At 59.8% G+C, this 15,903-nt stretch carries 10 protein-coding genes, 2 tRNA genes and 3 rRNA genes; 10 read left to right on the forward strand and 5 right to left on the reverse strand.

Annotated elements, in window-relative coordinates; genetic code table 11:
- The first annotated feature begins 131 nt into the window (after positions 1–131).
- From R0382_RS08865 to bioH, 4 genes are all read left to right on the forward strand, one after another.
- Positions 132–1,985, forward strand: a complete 1,854-nt coding sequence (locus R0382_RS08865; RefSeq protein WP_432724022.1) for a sensor histidine kinase — start codon at positions 132–134, stop codon at positions 1,983–1,985.
- Positions 1,986–2,261: 276 nt separating this feature from the next.
- On the forward strand, positions 2,262–4,196 hold the full coding sequence (locus R0382_RS08870; protein WP_432724024.1) for a sensor histidine kinase: 1,935 nt from the start codon (positions 2,262–2,264) through the stop codon (positions 4,194–4,196).
- Between the two features lie 52 nt (positions 4,197–4,248).
- Entirely contained in the window at positions 4,249–5,391 is a 1,143-nt protein-coding gene (gene bioF, locus R0382_RS08875; protein WP_432724026.1) for an 8-amino-7-oxononanoate synthase, read from the forward strand.
- Positions 5,391–6,158 (forward strand): pimeloyl-ACP methyl ester esterase BioH, encoded by a 768-nt coding sequence (gene bioH / locus R0382_RS08880; RefSeq protein ID WP_432724027.1) that lies wholly within the window; start codon positions 5,391–5,393, stop codon positions 6,156–6,158. Before bioF ends, bioH begins: the two co-directional genes overlap by 1 nt.
- 291 nt (positions 6,159–6,449) lie before the next feature.
- Here bioH and R0382_RS08885 read toward each other — a convergent pair whose 3' ends face one another.
- The 4 genes from R0382_RS08885 to grxC form a co-directional block, all read right to left on the reverse strand.
- The gene (locus tag R0382_RS08885) at positions 6,450–7,181 is read right to left on the reverse strand and encodes a metallophosphoesterase family protein (protein ID WP_432724029.1); all 732 of its coding nucleotides are present in this window, start codon (positions 7,179–7,181) and stop codon (positions 6,450–6,452) included.
- Positions 7,178–8,170 carry an NAD(P)H-dependent glycerol-3-phosphate dehydrogenase gene (locus R0382_RS08890; RefSeq protein WP_432724030.1) on the reverse strand — a complete coding sequence of 331 codons (993 nt, stop codon included), beginning with the start codon at positions 8,168–8,170 and terminating at the stop codon, positions 7,178–7,180. The genes R0382_RS08885 and R0382_RS08890 overlap by 4 nt, the downstream gene beginning before the upstream one ends.
- A 121-nt stretch (positions 8,171–8,291) precedes the next feature.
- A complete protein-coding gene (gene secB / locus R0382_RS08895; RefSeq protein ID WP_432724031.1) occupies positions 8,292–8,774 on the reverse strand; it encodes a protein-export chaperone SecB in 483 nt (160 codons plus the stop codon).
- 99 nt (positions 8,775–8,873) lie between these two features.
- Positions 8,874–9,134, reverse strand: a complete 261-nt coding sequence (gene grxC, locus R0382_RS08900) for a glutaredoxin 3 (RefSeq protein ID WP_432724033.1) — start codon at positions 9,132–9,134, stop codon at positions 8,874–8,876.
- A gap of 276 nt (positions 9,135–9,410) precedes the next feature.
- Between grxC and R0382_RS08905 the strand changes: the two genes are divergently transcribed.
- The 6 genes from R0382_RS08905 to rrf all read left to right on the forward strand — a co-directional run bounded on the left by R0382_RS08905 (position 9,411) and on the right by rrf (position 14,957).
- Positions 9,411–9,677, forward strand: a complete 267-nt coding sequence (locus R0382_RS08905; RefSeq protein WP_432719526.1) for a hypothetical protein — start codon at positions 9,411–9,413, stop codon at positions 9,675–9,677.
- Between the two features lie 119 nt (positions 9,678–9,796).
- Positions 9,797–11,331: ribosomal RNA gene (locus R0382_RS08910) — 16S ribosomal RNA — on the forward strand.
- Positions 11,332–11,392: 61 nt separating this feature from the next.
- Positions 11,393–11,469 (forward strand) — tRNA-Ile (locus R0382_RS08915).
- A gap of 35 nt (positions 11,470–11,504) precedes the next feature.
- Positions 11,505–11,580: transfer RNA gene (locus R0382_RS08920), tRNA-Ala, on the forward strand.
- Positions 11,581–11,828: 248 nt separating this feature from the next.
- Positions 11,829–14,721 (forward strand): 23S ribosomal RNA (locus R0382_RS08925).
- A gap of 123 nt (positions 14,722–14,844) precedes the next feature.
- Positions 14,845–14,957: ribosomal RNA gene (gene rrf, locus R0382_RS08930) — 5S ribosomal RNA — on the forward strand.
- Together the 16S, 23S and 5S rRNA genes with 2 tRNA genes alongside form the textbook arrangement of a ribosomal RNA operon.
- 112 nt (positions 14,958–15,069) lie before the next feature.
- Here the strand turns inward: rrf and R0382_RS08935 are convergent.
- Entirely contained in the window at positions 15,070–15,807 is a 738-nt protein-coding gene (locus R0382_RS08935; RefSeq protein WP_432724034.1) for a competence/damage-inducible protein A, read from the reverse strand.
- Positions 15,808–15,903: the final 96 nt, after the last annotated feature.

The raw sequence follows: 15,903 nt of genomic DNA on the forward strand, positions 1-15,903 counted from the left end.
CGGTAGCATAGGTCTCGTCCAGGCTTCGTTGATCCAGATCCCGTGCTTTCTCGTGTTGTCACACTGGCCGTCTTGCGCCATGTGCCCATCCGCTGTGCCTGCCTGACGTGGCCGCTGCCACGCGTGCGACGATGATCGCTGCATCCCGCATTGTTTCGGTTTTGCGGCTGCTGCGGCCCTTGCGCTGGCCTATTGCCGCCGTGGCGATTCTGACCGTGCTGCTGACACTGGCAGACTGGAGCAGCACGGCCGAAACGGCGCGGCTGCGCGAACAGGGCCAGAACCGGCTCAACGTCTACGCCAGCAGCCTGCGCAACGCGATCGAGCGCTACGATGCGCTGCCGGTCGTGCTGTCGACCCACCCCGATATCATGGCCTTGCTGCGCAAGCCCGATGGCCCCGGCCTGCGCGACAGGATCAACCGCTATCTGGCGCTGAGCAACAACGACACGCGCTCGACGGTGCTCTACCTGCTCGATGCCGAGGGTGTGACGCTCGCGGCAAGCAACTGGGAGACACCGCAAAGCTATGTCGGCAAGAACTACGCCTTCCGGCCTTACTTTCTCCAGGCCAAGGAAGGGCGTGCCGGCCATTTCTATGGGGTCGGGTTCACCACGCACCAGCCAGGCTACTTCCTCTCGTATCCGGTCCGCGATGCCAACAAAGTCATCGGTGTCGTGGTGGCCAAGATCAACCTCGATATGGTCGAGCGTGAATGGCCACGCGGCGGCGGGCCGATTCTGGTGGCCGACAGCAATGGCATCGTCTTCCTGTCGAATGCCCCCGAACTGAAATGGCGCGCGCTGGCACCGCTGCCGGCCGAAATGCTGCGCTACATCGCCGATACCCATCAGTACGGCGAGCGTCGCGAGTTTGCCGTGCTGGGCTTGTCGGACCGCGAGCCGCTGGATGTCGGCGTTGAGCGCGCCGAGCTGGATCTCGGCGGCACATCGCGTTCGGTGCTGGTGCAACGGATGGCGCTGGGCGGGGTGGGCTGGCATCTGGTGGCACTGAACGACCTTGCCCCGGTCCGCCAGGCGGTCCGCCATACCTTGATCGGCGCACTCTTCGCCCTGCTGGCGCTGGCGTCATTGCTGCTTTACTGGCGCCAGTACCGTCGGCGCATGCTCGATCGCCTGCAAGCCAGTACGGAACTGCGGCACACGCAGACGGTGCTCGAACGCGAGGTCGCGCTGCGCGGCGGTGAACTCGCCGAAACGCAGCTGCGGCTGCAGCGTGAAACGGCCGAGCGGCAGAAGCTCGAGGCCCGATTACGTATCGCGCACGACAAGCTGCTGCACGCGGGCAAGCTGGCCGTACTCGGTCAGATGACCACGGCGCTGGTCCGCGAGCTGGGGCAGCCGCTGGCGGCGGTGCGGGTACTGACACATGCGCTGCGCGGCGCGCCGGAACTGGCCGAGGGCACACGCACGCATCTCGACGGTATCGGCGTCCAGGCCAAGCGGATTGCGGCGCTGACGACCCGCCTGGGAGCCTATGCGCGACGGAGCGACGACCGGGTCGGACCGGTTCTGCTGCATGGCGTGATCGACAACGCCGTGTTGTTGCTTGAAACGCAGATTCGCCACCAGCAAGTGCGGCTCGACCTCGACCAGCCGGATGCCCGTGTGCGCGTGTCCGGCAATCCGGCCCAGCTTGAACAACTGCTCGTCAACCTGTTGCGCAATGCGCTCGACGCGGTCCGGACATCGCCGCAGCCGGTGATTCGCGTGTCGGTTCAGCGCTCGGGCCCGAGAGTGCAGATTTCGATCGGCGACAACGGGCCGGGGATCGCTGAGCCGGCCTTGGCGACGCTGTTCGACCCGTTCTCGGCACCCGATGGCGGCAGCGAACGACTGGGTCTGGGCTTGGTGACCGCAAAAGCGATTGCCGGCGATTGCGGCGGCCGGCTCAGTGCGATGAATCAGACCGAAGGTGGCGCGATGTTCGTGCTCGAGCTGTCCGTCGTCGACTGGACACCCTGAGCAGCTGCGCTACAGCGTGGCACGCCGCCCGAAGTGCGCGATCTGCCTTTGATTGCCTTTTTCGCGAGCACTTCGTGGCTGGCGATGCCTCAGCCGTGCCTCTAGAACCGCTGCTTGTCGGCATCGGCAATGGCTCGCTGATTATTGTGCGGTGTGTGGTAAAGGGTTGGCTCGTCGCGCTTTTTCCATTTGAAACAAGAAGCGCGAAAGAGTTTCGACAGCGTGTTGTGGCCTGACCTAGGATGGGAGGACAGGACAGAAGGAGTGGAACTGGCTGTGTTTACTTGCATTCGTAAAGCCATGCTGTTGCCGGGACTGGTGTCGTGGCTGATCGCGCCACGCAGCCAGGGCGCAGCGCAAGAAGGGGCGTCGACATTTCCGGCCATAACGCGCAAGCGCTTGATCGGCATCGTGCTCGTCTTGGGGGCGCTGCTTGCCGCGGGCACGGTGTTGTATGCGTTGGGCGCGCATACCGTCCGCAGTGAAACGGCGGACCTGGAGCAGCATGGTCGCAACCGGCTTGAGGTCTACGCTGCCGGTTTGCGCAACGCGATCGTCCGTTACGATGCGCTGCCGATGGTACTGGCCGACCATCCTTATATCCTGACCTTGTTGCGTGATCCGCAAAGCGCGGAAATGCGCGATGTGGTCAGCCGTTATCTGGCCCGCTGCATTCGTGAATCCCCCGATGACCTGCTGTTCCTGCTCGACGTTAACGGCAAGGTGCTGGCGGCCAGCAACTGGAATACGCCGAAAAGCCTGATCGGCAAGGACTACGGTTATCGTCCGTATTTCCTTCAGGCCAAGGAAGGGCACCAGGGCCGGTTTTACGGCATCGGTTTGATGACGCGGCAGTCCGGCTATTTCCTCTCGTATCCGGTCCGGAACGAAAAAGGCATTGTCATCGGCGTTGTTGCCATCCGGATCAACCTCGATACGCTGGAGCGCCAGTGGCCGACCAGCGGCGATATCGTGACCGTGGTCGACGGCAACGGCATCGTCATTCTCTCGACCGACCAGCACTACAAATGGCACGTCGTGGCACCGTTGAGCAGCGAAGTTCGCCACTACCTGGAAGAGAGCCGTCAGTACGAGGGACGCAGCGACTTCCCGCTACTGCCCTTGAGCGAGCGTGCGCGCATCGGTGACGGCGCCGAACGAGCAATGCTGACCCAGGATGGCAAGTCGACACCGATGTTGATCCAGCAGCAGGCGCTCGAAGGGCTGAACTGGAAAATGCAGACCTACAACGATCTGAGCAAGGTCAGGACCGAGGCCGAACACGAGGTGTTCCGCGCGGCGATGATGTTGTTCGGCCCCTTGCTGCTCCTGCTGTGCTGGTGGCAATACCAGCGTCGCCGGAAAGAGCAGCGCCAGGCCGACAACGCGCTTGAACAGGTTCGTGACGGCTTCCGGAACGAAATCGAGCTGCGTGTCGGTGAACTGGCCGACATCCAGTCCAGGCTTCGGGACGAAGTGGTTGAGCGTCAGCGGCTCGAAGGCCGGATGCGCGTTGCGCAGGACAAACTCCTGAATGCAGGTCGCTTTTCGGTGCTGGGCCAGATCACGTCGAGTGTCATGCGCGAGCTGGGCCGGCCGATTGCCGCGCTGCGCGGGCTGATCGGCAAGCTTGACGAGAACGGCGGGGAGGTCAAACGTCAGATTGACGGCGTGGTCGCGCAGACCGAGCGCCTTGCCGCATTTACGATCAAGTTGGGCGAACCTGCGGGGCGGACCGACGACCAGCTTGAGGCCGTGACCTTGATGCAGCCGATCGCCAATACCATTGCGCTGTTTGACAGCCAGTTGCGTCATCAGCACGTCAGGCTCGAAATCGAAGAACCCGAAGTGCCGATCTATGTCACCGGCAACCTGGTCTGGCTGGAACAGCTGTTTGCCGTGCTGATCCAGCACGCCCTTGACGCCGTGCGCACATCGCCGATGCCGGAAATCCGCATAGTCGTGCGCTGCGACGGCGGGCGGGCGCAGGTGAACATCACCGACAACGGGCCGGGAATCAGCGACGCCAGCTCGTCCTCGCTGTTCGATCCGCTGGCGCTGCCGCGCGGCGAAAGGGATCGTTCCGGCCTGGCGTTGATGACGGCGCAGGCGATCGCCAACGATTGCGGCGGCCATATCACGGTCAGCAACCGCGACGAAGGCGGAGCCGAATTTATGCTCGAGTTGAGCGTCGTCGAGGCCGCTGGCTAGGCGAGGGTGACGGGCGCGGTACAATTGCGTTCCATCATTTTCTGTGGCCGCCATGCCGTTCGATGCCCTCGACGCCGACCTGAACGCCCGTCGCGTCGCGAATCTGTACCGCCAACGCCGCGTGCTTGCCGGCCCGCAAGGCGCGGTTGTCGACGTTGATGGCCGCCGGTTGATCAACTTCTGCAGCAACGACTACCTCGGCCTGGCGAATCACCCCGATCTGATCGCCGCGGCGCAAGCCGGCGCCGCGCGCTGGGGCGTCGGCAGCGGTGCCTCGCATCTTGTTTGTGGACACAGCGCCGCGCACGAGGCGATGGAGCAGCGGCTCGCGGCCTTTGTCGGCAAGCCGGCGGCGTTGTCGTTCTCGACCGGCTATATGGCCAATCTCGCCGCCGTGACCGCGCTGGTCGGCCGTGGCGACGCGATTTTCGCCGACAAGCTCAATCACGCTTCGCTGAATGATGCCTGCCAGCTGTCGCATGCTGGGTTCAAACGCTTCGCCCACAACGATCTCGAACAGCTCGAACGCTTGCTGGCGACGACCGAGGCAAGGCGCCGGCTGATCGTTGTCGATGCGGTGTTCAGCATGGACGGCGATTGTGCGCCGCTGGCCGACATCGTCAGGCTGGCCGAGCGTTTCGATGCCTGGGTCTACGTCGATGATGCGCATGGTTTTGGCGTGCTTGGCGACGGTCGCGGTAGTGTGGCCGGCATCGCCTCGTCGCGGCTGATCTATATGGCGACGCTGGGCAAGGCGGCTGGTGTGGCCGGTGCCTTCATCGCCGCCGAAGCGGTCGTGGTCGACTATCTGGTCAATATGGCGCGACCGTACATCTACACGACTGCCGCGCCGCCGCTGCTGGCCGAGGCGGTACTCGCCAGCGTCGACCTGATCGAGCGCGAGCATTGGCGTCGTGAAGCGCTGGCGGCGCATATCGCCAGCCTGCGTAATACGCTCGCCGGCAGCGGACTGTTGCCGTCGGCGACGCCGATCCAGCCGCTGCTCGTTGCCGACAGCGCCGCCGCGCTGGTCCTGTCGCAACGCTTGAGCGACGCGGGTCTGTGGGTGTCGGCGATTCGCCCGCCAACGGTGCCGACGCCGCGCTTGCGCATCTGCCTTTCGGCAGCGCACAGCGCCGACGACGTTGCGCGTCTGAACCAGACGCTACTGATGCTGCTGCAGGAAACCCATTGATGAATCTGTATTCCGACACGCTCGGCCGCGGCGAGGACGTCGTCTGGCTGCACGGCTGGGCAATGAACGGCGCCGTCTGGCGCGATGTGGCCAATGCACTGGCCAACGACGGCTGTCACCACCTCGTCGACCTGCCGGGGCACGGTCGCAGCGGCAGCGAGGCGCCGCTCTCGCTCGATATGATGGTCGACGCGCTCGACGCGGCTTTCCCGCTACCGGTGCACGTGGTCGGCTGGAGCCTCGGCGGTGCGGTGGCGGCAGCGTGGGCGTTGCGTTCGCCCGACAAGCTGCGGTCGTTGACGCTGGTCGCCGCTAGTCCGTGCTTCATGCAAAGGCCGGACTGGCGCAGCGCAATGCCTGAAACGACGCTGGCGCAGTTCGCCGCGAGCCTTGGCGACGACTGGCGTGGCACGCTCAAGCGTTTCATCAGCCTGCAGGCGATGGGCGACGAATCGGCGCGGGCGGTGGCACGCCGGCTGGGCGAGGAGCTGTTCGAGCACGGCGAGCCGTCCTTGAGTGCGCTGGCCGAAGGACTGGCCATCCTGCGCGATACCGATCTGCGCGAACGAATGCCGTTGCTGGCTTTGCCGGTACTGCTGCAATTCGGCGACCGCGACACGCTGACGCCGCTACCGGCCGGCACCTGGCTGGCGCAAACGTTGCCGCAGGCCGAACTCGTTGTTCACCACGGCGCGGCACACGTGCCCTTTGTGTCGCATCGCGACGCGTTTATTGCGGCACAGAGGCGGTTCTTTGCGACGCTTTAGAGCGGTTAGTTAACAAAACCCAATGAAACGGTATTGGCAAGGTGCGCGAAACACAGGCAGTAAGGCGTACGGCAAGTGAGCGCAACGAAGCCAGTAGGGTTTTGTTAGTCGCGCTTAGTCACGGGAAGTGAAGGGGACGAGAAGAAGCGAAACCTGTTTCAGCAGGCGGTCGAGCCAAAGCAGTTCGTTCTCGCCCGAAGCGCAGGGACCGGAATGGACATCAAGTCCATGAGGATCACGAGCATCGAACGGGGACGAAATGCGACGGCGCAGTCGCCTAATGAAACAGGTTCAGGCCCAGCCTGAGGAGAGCCATTGCGCCCAATCCAGCCGGTCCTGGTCGAGCGCCTGCTCGACCGCCTGTTCGTGGTCGTACGGAATCGCCCGATGGGTGATCAGCCAGCCGCGGTCTGTGGCTTCGATGCGTGCATAGCGGGCCAGCGGCGCACCGGTCTGCATCGCGTGCGGCGGATCGCTGTCGCGGAACGCCGGCAGGCCGACGCTACCCGGATTGACGATCATCCGACCGTCCGGCAGCGTAAGTACACGTGGAATATGACTATGGCCGCAGACGAGGATTTCAGCCGCGATGCCGACTGCGTCGGCGTTGATGTCGGCCAGCGCGCGCAGCCCGTCGTCAAGGTCTTCGAGCCAGTAGCGCGTATCGTCGCCGGGCTTGCCGTGGCAGGCGTAGACGAGGTTGTCGACCAGCACGTTGGTCGGCCGTTTCTGCAGCCAGCGCCGCCCGGCGTCGCCTAGCTCGTCGACGACAAAATCCAGCGTTGCCGAAGGCCTGCCGTCGAGGATGTCGCGATCCTGATTGCCGTTGACGCCGAGCACGCGCCGCGTTTCGGATTCGACCAGCAAGCGCTGCCAGGTGCCGCGTGGGTCGAGCGGGCCGTACAGCGTGTCGCCGAGGTCGAGGAGCGTCGCGTCGGGCCAGTCGGCCAGATCGTCGAGCACGGCCTCGAGCGCGGCGAGGTTGCCGTGAATGTCCGAAAGCAGCGCGTAGCGCAGTTTCACCTTTGGGCTTCCATTTTCGGTGCGCGGCCCATCAGCGTGCTGACGATCTCGGGCACATTGGCGTCGTCGAACAGCAGCCGGCAGACTGCGGCGGTAATCGGCATGTCGACGCCGAGCGCCTGCGCCTGCCGGTTCACTTCGCGAGCGGTCGGCACGCCTTCGGCGACATGGCCGAGGCTGGCCAGCGCTTGGTCCAGCGTCAGCCCTTCGGCCAGCTTGAGGCCGACGCGCCGGTTGCGGCTCAAATCGCCGGTGGCCGTCAGCAGCAGATCGCCGATGCCGGCGAGGCCCATGAAGGTTTCGGCACGCGCGCCCAGCGCCGCGCCAAAACGGCTCATTTCGGCCAGGCCGCGCGTCAACAGCGCCGCACGGGCATTCAGGCCGTAGCCGAGGCCATCGCAAACACCGGCGGCGATCGCGAGCACGTTCTTCACTGCCGCGCCGATCTCGACGCCGATCAGGTCGTCGCTTGCGTACAACCGCAGTACCGGCGTGTTCAGCGTTTCGACGATGCGCTGTGCGAACGCGGCGTCGGTCGCGGCAATGGTCACAGCACCGGGCAGACCCTTGGCGATTTCCTGCGCGAAGCTCGGCCCGGACAACATGCCGCGCGGCACCGCCGGATCCATCTCCTCGTTGGCGACTTCGTGCGGGAACTTCATCGTGCCGGCCTCGAGTCCCTTGCAGGCCCAGACCACCGGCGCGGTCGAACCGAGTTCACGCAGCGCGCGTAGCGTGCCGCGCAGCCCGGACATCGGCGTGACAATCAGCACGCAGTCGGTACCGGCAACCGCCTCGGCCAGCGAGGCGCTGACCGACAGCGTGGCCGGAAACGGCGCATCGGCCAGATAACGCGGGTTGGCCCGCTCGATCCGCATCGTCTCGACCTGATCGGCATCGCGGCTCCACAGCGTCACATCGCATTGGTCGGCAAAGCGGATCGCCAGTGCAGTTCCCCAGGCGCCGGCGCCGAGTACGGCGAGTTTCATCTATTCGTCCTCCAGTATTCCGATATAGCCGATCAAGGCGATCGGCCTGCAAATGACAACGCGCCGTGGCAAGCCACGGCGCGTCTGGGATCGACCCGCAGGCACGCGGGCGAACGCACGATTAGTGTGTGGTTTCGGCTGCGCCGGTCTGCTGTTGCGCGGCTTGCTGCGCACGCTGTTGCAGATAGATCGCTTCGAAGTTGATCGGTTGCAGCAGCAGCGGCGGGAAGCCGGCGCGGGTGGTCAGGTCCGACACGGTTTCGCGCAGGTACGGGAACAGGATGCTTGGCGCACCGATGCCCAGCAGCGGGTCCATTTCTTCGGCCGGAACGTGCTCGATCTGGAACAGGCCGGCTTGCGTCGTCTCGATCAGGAACACGGTGCGATCTTCAACCTTGGCCTGTGCGGTGACAGTCAGGCTGACTTCGTAGAAGCCGTTGTCAAAACCACGGGCTTCGTTGCGGAACTGGATATTGAATTCCGGCTGCAGCTGCTCGAGGAAGGCTTGCGGCGCGTTCGGCGATTCAACCGAAACGTCCTTCACATAAATCTTCTGGATCGCGAAAACCGGCTGGTTTTCCGCTGCTTGGTTTTCTTCGCTCATGATTCCTTCCTGGGTGTCACTGTGTGTGTTTGAGTGCTTTGGACCGCGCGAAATCATCGCACGATTCCAGTGTCGCTGCCACTTGGCGCGGCGTAGCGGTTACTCCGCTTCGAGCAGCGGCAGCAGTCCGCCGGCGCGGTCGAGCGCGGCCAGGTCGTCGTAGCCGCCAACATGCGTCTCGCCGATATAGATTTGCGGCACGGTGCGACGACCGGTTTTCTGCATCATCACCTCGCGCTGAGCGGGGTCGAGATCGATGCGGATCTTTTCGATCGTCGCGACGCCGCGTGCGCCCAGCAGACGCTCTGCCATTACGCAGTACGGGCAGACGCCGGTGCTGTACATCACCACTTTGGGCATGACTGAATTTCCATGAGTCAAACAACTGGCAGTAACAGATGAGGGCGACCGGCTTGAGTGCAAGTGTGCCAGCGTCGAATGCATCGTGGTTAGATGTGATTTACGCATATAGATAATCGCGCGCGTGAAGCGGGCGGCCTTCAGGCCGCCCGTTGTGCTTTTGAGCGCGGTGAAACCGGGACGGACGGTGCTGGACGGGCTGGCGGGGGCGGTTTGAACGGTTTTGGGCGGGGCAGGGCGCGGTGAGCGGGGCCAAAACTGACGGATTTCATGCGCATGGCATGGGTTTGTCAGCTTTGCAGCGGTGCTGGCGGCGGTGTGGCGGGGATGTTGGGTTTGGGTCTGAATAAATTTCGCTGTCCGATCAACGGTTTATCGGTTCGGCGTGAAATTCTTTCGGTCGGGGTGTTGACGGGGGGAGGGGAAGTGCTTAAAGTTGCGTTCTCTGCTGATGACGCAGCGAAAGAAACGAAGCGAAACCCGCTGAGTTTACCGAGCGAAGTGTTCAGAAGCAAGCGATCTTTAACAAATTACAGCCGATGAGTGTGAGTGCTTGATGAGTGCATCAAGTACTTGCACTTAATGAAATAGAACTGGCTTGAGCGCTTCGGTGCTTGGGCGAATTCTTTGAGTTAACGCAAGTGCGCAATTATTCAGTGATTAAACGAAAGAGTTTGATCCTGGCTCAGATTGAACGCTGGCGGCATGCTTTACACATGCAAGTCGAACGGATTTGCGGGGCTTGCTCCGCAAGTTAGTGGCGAACGGGTGAGTAATACATCGGAACGTGCCCAGTAATGGGGGATAACCTGCCGAAAGGCAAGCTAATACCGCATACGCCCTGAGGGGGAAAGTGGGGGATCGCAAGACCTCACGTTATTGGAGCGGCCGATGGCTGATTAGCTAGTTGGTAGGGTAAAGGCCTACCAAGGCAACGATCAGTAGCGGGTCTGAGAGGACGACCCGCCACACTGGGACTGAGACACGGCCCAGACTCCTACGGGAGGCAGCAGTGGGGAATCTTGGACAATGGGCGAAAGCCTGATCCAGCAATGCCGCGTGGGTGAAGAAGGCCTTTGGGTTGTAAAGCCCTTTTGTCAGGGAGGAAATCCTGGCCCCTAATACGGGTCGGGGATGACAGTACCTGAAGAATAAGGACCGGCTAACTACGTGCCAGCAGCCGCGGTAATACGTAGGGTCCAAGCGTTAATCGGAATTACTGGGCGTAAAGCGTCCGCAGGTGGCTTGTTAAGAGCGATGTGAAAGCCCCGGGCTCAACCTGGGAACTGCATTGCTGACTGGCTCGCTAGAGTACGGCAGAGGGGGGTGGAATTCCGCGTGTAGCAGTGAAATGCGTAGAGATGCGGAGGAACACCGATGGCGAAGGCAACCCCCTGGGCTGATACTGACACTCATGGACGAAAGCGTGGGGAGCAAACAGGATTAGATACCCTGGTAGTCCACGCCCTAAACGATGTCTACTAGTTGTTGGGCTTTTCGGAGCTTAGTAACGCAGCTAACGCGGGAAGTAGACCGCCTGGGGAGTACGGCCGCAAGGTTAAAACTCAAAGGAATTGACGGGGGCCCGCACAAGCGGTGGATGATGTGGATTAATTCGATGCAACGCGAAAAACCTTACCTGGTCTTGACATGTCTAGAATCCCGAAGAGATTTGGGAGTGCCGTAAGGAGCTAGAACACAGGTGCTGCATGGCTGTCGTCAGCTCGTGTCGTGAGATGTTGGGTTAAGTCCCGCAACGAGCGCAACCCTTGCCATTAGTTGCTACCATTCAGTTGAGCACTTTAATGGGACTGCCGGTGACAAACCGGAGGAAGGTGGGGATGACGTCAAGTCCTCATGGCCCTTATGACCAGGGCTTCACACGTCATACAATGGTTGGTAACAGAGGGTCGCGAAGCCGCGAGGTGGAGCCAATCCCATAAAACCAATCGTAGTCCGGATCGCAGTCTGCAACTCGACTGCGTGAAGTCGGAATCGCTAGTAATCGCGGATCAGCATGTCGCGGTGAATACGTTCCCGGGCCTTGTACACACCGCCCGTCACACCATGGGAGTGGGTTTTACCAGAAGTAGCTAGGGTAACCTTCGGGAGCCCGGTTACCACGGTAGGATTCATGACTGGGGTGAAGTCGTAACAAGGTAGCCGTAGGGGAACCTGCGGCTGGATCACCTCCTTTAAAGATAATGCCTCATTAAGCATTCACACTCATCGGCTGTACGTTAGAGATACGGAGAACTGGGTCAGTAGCTCAGTCGGTTAGAGCACCGTCTTGATAAGGCGGGGGTCGCTGGTTCGATTCCAGCTTGACCCACCATTTGCTTTGCGGATGGACAAACAGTTTGATCCGATGGGGGCATAGCTCAGTTGGGAGAGCACCTGCTTTGCAAGCAGGGGGTCGTCGGTTCGATCCCGTCTGCCTCCACCACTACTTTTGTGTGGTTTAGTCTGGAAGGACTCAGTATTAAAGGCATTGGCGATTGTCAGTGGTTTTAATTCTGACTGTTTCAGTTGGACGAGAATTTATTCTCTGTATCGCTCTTTAACAAGATAGAAGAAGCAAAACTCAAATTTATTCAGTAATGAATGGGTTTGATTGCATCGAGTTTTGAATTCGAGAGAATTCGAAGTCGCAAACACAACTTGTAATCTTGAACTACGTGTTTGAGGTTATAGGATCAAGCGACTAAGTGCATCTGGTGGATGCCTTGGCGATCACAGGCGATGAAGGACGCGGCAGCCTGCGAAAAGCTGCGGGGAGCTGGCAAACGAGCTTTGATCCGCAGATATCCGAATGGGGAAACCCACACCTTTTGGTGTATCCATGACTGAATACATAGGTCATGTGAGGCGAACCCGGCGAACTGAAACATCTAAGTAGCCGGAGGAAAAGAAATCAACCGAGATTCCCAAAGTAGTGGCGAGCGAAATGGGAAGAGCCTGTACGTGATAGCGGTAGTCTTAGTAGAACGGCATGGAAAGGCCGGCAATAGTGGGTGATAGCCCCGTATACGAAAAGACCATCGTGGTACTAAGCGTACGACAAGTAGGGCGGGACACGAGAAATCCTGTCTGAACATGGGGGGACCATCCTCCAAGGCTAAATACTCGTGATCGACCGATAGTGAACCAGTACCGTGAGGGAAAGGCGAAAAGAACCCCGGGAGGGGAGTGAAATAGATCCTGAAACCGGATGCATACAAACAGTGGGAGCGGACTTGTTCCGTGACTGCGTACCTTTTGTATAATGGGTCAGCGACTTACGTTCAGTAGCGAGCTTAACCGAATAGGGGAGGCGTAGGGAAACCGAGTCCGAATAGGGCGATTAGTTGCTGGGCGTAGACCCGAAACCAAGTGATCTATCCATGGCCAGGATGAAGGTGCGGTAACACGCACTGGAGGTCCGAACCCACTAATGTTGCAAAATTAGGGGATGAGCTGTGGATAGGGGTGAAAGGCTAAACAAACTTGGAAATAGCTGGTTCTCCCCGAAAACTATTTAGGTAGTGCCTCAAGTATCACTAACGGGGGTAAAGCACTGTTATGGCTAGGGGGTCATCGCGACTTACCAAACCATGGCAAACTCTGAATACCGTTAAGTGCGAGCTTGGGAGACAGACATCGGGTGCTAACGTCCGGTGTCAAGAGGGAAACAACCCAGACCGCCGTCTAAGGTCCCAAATGATCAATTAAGTGGAAAACGAGGTGGGAAGGCATAGACAGCCAGGATGTTGGCTTAGAAGCAGCCATCATTTAAAGAAAGCGTAATAGCTCACTGGTCGAGTCGTCCTGCGCGGAAGATGTAACGGGGCTCAAATTGATAACCGAAGACGCGGATATGTGCTTAGGCACATATGGTAGGGGAGCGTTCCGTAAGCCTGTGAAGGTGACTTGTAAAGGTTGCTGGAGGTATCGGAAGTGCGAATGCTGACATGAGTAGCGTTAAAACGGGTGAAAAGCCCGTTCACCGAAAGCCCAAGGTTTCCTACGCAACGTTAATCGGCGTAGGGTGAGTCGGCCCCTAAGGCGAGGCTGAAAAGCGTAGTCGATGGGAAACAGGTTAATATTCCTGTACCGATTCTGAGTGCGATGTGGGGACGGAGAAAGGTAGGTCAGCCATCTGTTGGAATAGGTGGTTTAAGCGTGTAGGTGGGGGGTTTAGGCAAATCCGGATCCCTGTTAACACTGAGGCGTGATGACGAGGTGCCATTGGCACTGAAGTGATTGATCCTATGCTTCCAGGAAAAGCCACTAAGCTTCAGCTCAGAATTGACCGTACCGCAAACCGACACTGGTGGGCAGGATGAGAATTCTAAGGTGCTTGAGAGAACTCAGGAGAAGGAACTCGGCAAATTGACACCGTAACTTCGGGAGAAGGTGTGCCTCTGTAGGGTGAAGCGACTTGCTCGTGGAGCTTGAAGAGGTTGCAGTGAAAAGGTGGCTGCGACTGTTTATCAAAAACACAGCACTCTGCTAACACGAAAGTGGACGTATAGGGTGTGACGCCTGCCCGGTGCCGGAAGGTTAATTGATGGGGTGCAAGCTCTTGATCGAAGCCCCGGTAAACGGCGGCCGTAACTATAACGGTCCTAAGGTAGCGAAATTCCTTGTCGGGTAAGTTCCGACCCGCACGAATGGCGTAACGATGGCCACACTGTCTCCTCCTGAGACTCAGCGAAGTTGAAGTGTTTGTGAAGATGCAATCTCCCCGCTGCTAGACGGAAAGACCCCGTGAACCTTTACTGTAGCTTTGCATTGGACTTTGAAGTGGTTTGTGTAGGATAGGTGGGAGGCTTTGAAGCTGGAACGCTAGTTTCAGTGGAGCCGTCCTTGAAATACCACCCTGACCCCTTTGAGGTTCTAACCTTGGTCCGTTATCCGGATCGGGGACCGTGCATGGTAGGCAGTTTGACTGGGGCGGTCTCCTCCCAAAGTGTAACGGAGGAGCTCGAAGGTTACCTAGGTACGGTCGGACATCGTACTGATAGTGTAATGGCACAAGGTAGCTTGACTGCGAGACTGACACGTCGAGCAGGTGCGAAAGCAGGACATAGTGATCCGGTGGTTCTGTATGGAAGGGCCATCGCTCAACGGATAAAAGGTACTCCGGGGATAACAGGCTGATTCCGCCCAAGAGTTCACATCGACGGCGGAGTTTGGCACCTCGATGTCGGCTCATCACATCCTGGGGCTGTAGCCGGTCCCAAGGGTATGGCTGTTCGCCATTTAAAGTGGTACGTGAGCTGGGTTCAAAACGTCGTGAGACAGTTTGGTCCCTATCTGCAGTGGGCGTTGGAAATTTGAGGGGGGCTGCTCCTAGTACGAGAGGACCGGAGTGGACGCATCTCTGGTGTACCGGTTATCACGCCAGTGGTATCGCCGGGTAGCTAAATGCGGAATAGATAAGCGCTGAAAGCATCTAAGCGCGAAACTAGCCTCAAGATGAGATTTCCCTGTGGCCTTGAGCCACCTGAAGGGTCGTGGAAGACCACCACGTTGATAGGTCGGGTGTGGAAGCGCAGTAATGCGTTAAGCTAACCGATACTAATTGCCCGTGAGGCTTGATCCTATAACCTGAACCGCGTGGTTCGGGTGTGTTGCGACAAGGCTCGTAAAATATCAAACCCGAGTCATTGCTTCTTCTATCGAATTCAGAGATATGACTAATACAGTCGTAACTCCACCAGTTACGTCTGGCGACCATAGCGAGTTGGTCCCACGCCTTCCCATCCCGAACAGGACCGTGAAACGACTCAGCGCCGATGATAGTGCGGGTTCCCGTGTGAAAGTAGGTCATCGCCAGACTCCCCATGCAAACCCCCTGCAGCTATGCTGCAGGGGGTTTTTGCTTTATCGGCGCGCATCAACAGGCGTGACACGCCAAGCTACGGAACTCGTCGGCGGCAGGCGAATCTGATTAAAGAATCAACGTGAGTCCCCGTTGCCGTAGCGCCTGGGACAGGAAGCCGAACGCTTCATCGACGTCAGGCGCCTGGCCGGAGACGCTGAAGTCGATGTGTGGCGTCGGATGACGGGCGTTGCCATAGGAGGGCAGGCTGCTGAAGCGGACCGTGGGCCAGCGCCGTACGAGCGTTTGCATCAGATCGATCAGTTCGCCCTCGCGTGCGTCGACGGCAATGAGCGAATGACAAATGTCGGCGGCAACTGCCGGATAGTATTGCTCAAGCAACCACTCACACATCGGCCAGGCCATTTCCGGAAAGCCGGGCAGCAGATGAGTCTGTTCGTAGCGACAGCCGGCAACATGGTTGACCGGATTGGGGATTAGGCTGGCACCGGATGGGAAGTCGGCCATGTGGATGCGGTGCGGGTAGGCGGCGTCGCCGAATTGCGTTTCGATCAGTTGCGCAGCCGCTGCGTGTCGAACGAGCGGGCGATCCAGCGCTTGTGCCAGTGCGGCCCGGGTATGGTCGTCGGGCGTGGCGCCGATGCCGCCGCAGCTGATCAGTGGCAGCGCCCGGGATCGCTGCGCCCGGAATGCCGCTTCGAGTCGTGACGGTTCGTCGGGCAGGTAACAAACGCCGTGCAATTGATGGCCACGCTGGAGCAGGCGGGCTTGAATCGCGGCAAAGTGCTTGTCCTGGCGACGACCGGAGAGAATCTCGTCGCCGATGATGAAGAGTTCGAATTTCATATGACGATCGTATGACTTGGCCGCAAAGGCTTGCCGCTGACGATAGCAGCAGGTCTAATTAGAAGTTTATCTATTTGTTCAGTTTGCCGCGCCTCA

The organism is Jeongeupia wiesaeckerbachi (assembly GCF_050916355.1).
Taxonomy (GTDB): domain Bacteria; phylum Pseudomonadota; class Gammaproteobacteria; order Burkholderiales; family Chitinibacteraceae; genus Jeongeupia; species Jeongeupia wiesaeckerbachi.

Excerpts from the sequence above, each read along its gene's own strand:
- R0382_RS08865 (WP_432724022.1), top strand. The coding sequence starts at position 132 with ATGATCGCTGCATCCCGCATTGTTTCGGTTTTGCGGCTGCTGCGGCCC.
- bioF (WP_432724026.1), top strand. The coding sequence starts at position 4,249 with ATGCCGTTCGATGCCCTCGACGCCGACCTGAACGCCCGTCGCGTCGCG.
- bioH (WP_432724027.1), top strand. The coding sequence starts at position 5,391 with ATGAATCTGTATTCCGACACGCTCGGCCGCGGCGAGGACGTCGTCTGG.
- R0382_RS08890 (WP_432724030.1), bottom strand. The coding sequence starts at position 8,170 with ATGAAACTCGCCGTACTCGGCGCCGGCGCCTGGGGAACTGCACTGGCG.
- secB (WP_432724031.1), bottom strand. The coding sequence starts at position 8,774 with ATGAGCGAAGAAAACCAAGCAGCGGAAAACCAGCCGGTTTTCGCGATC.
- grxC (WP_432724033.1), bottom strand. The coding sequence starts at position 9,134 with ATGCCCAAAGTGGTGATGTACAGCACCGGCGTCTGCCCGTACTGCGTA.
- R0382_RS08905 (WP_432719526.1), top strand. The coding sequence starts at position 9,411 with ATGGCATGGGTTTGTCAGCTTTGCAGCGGTGCTGGCGGCGGTGTGGCG.
- R0382_RS08935 (WP_432724034.1), bottom strand. The coding sequence starts at position 15,807 with ATGAAATTCGAACTCTTCATCATCGGCGACGAGATTCTCTCCGGTCGT.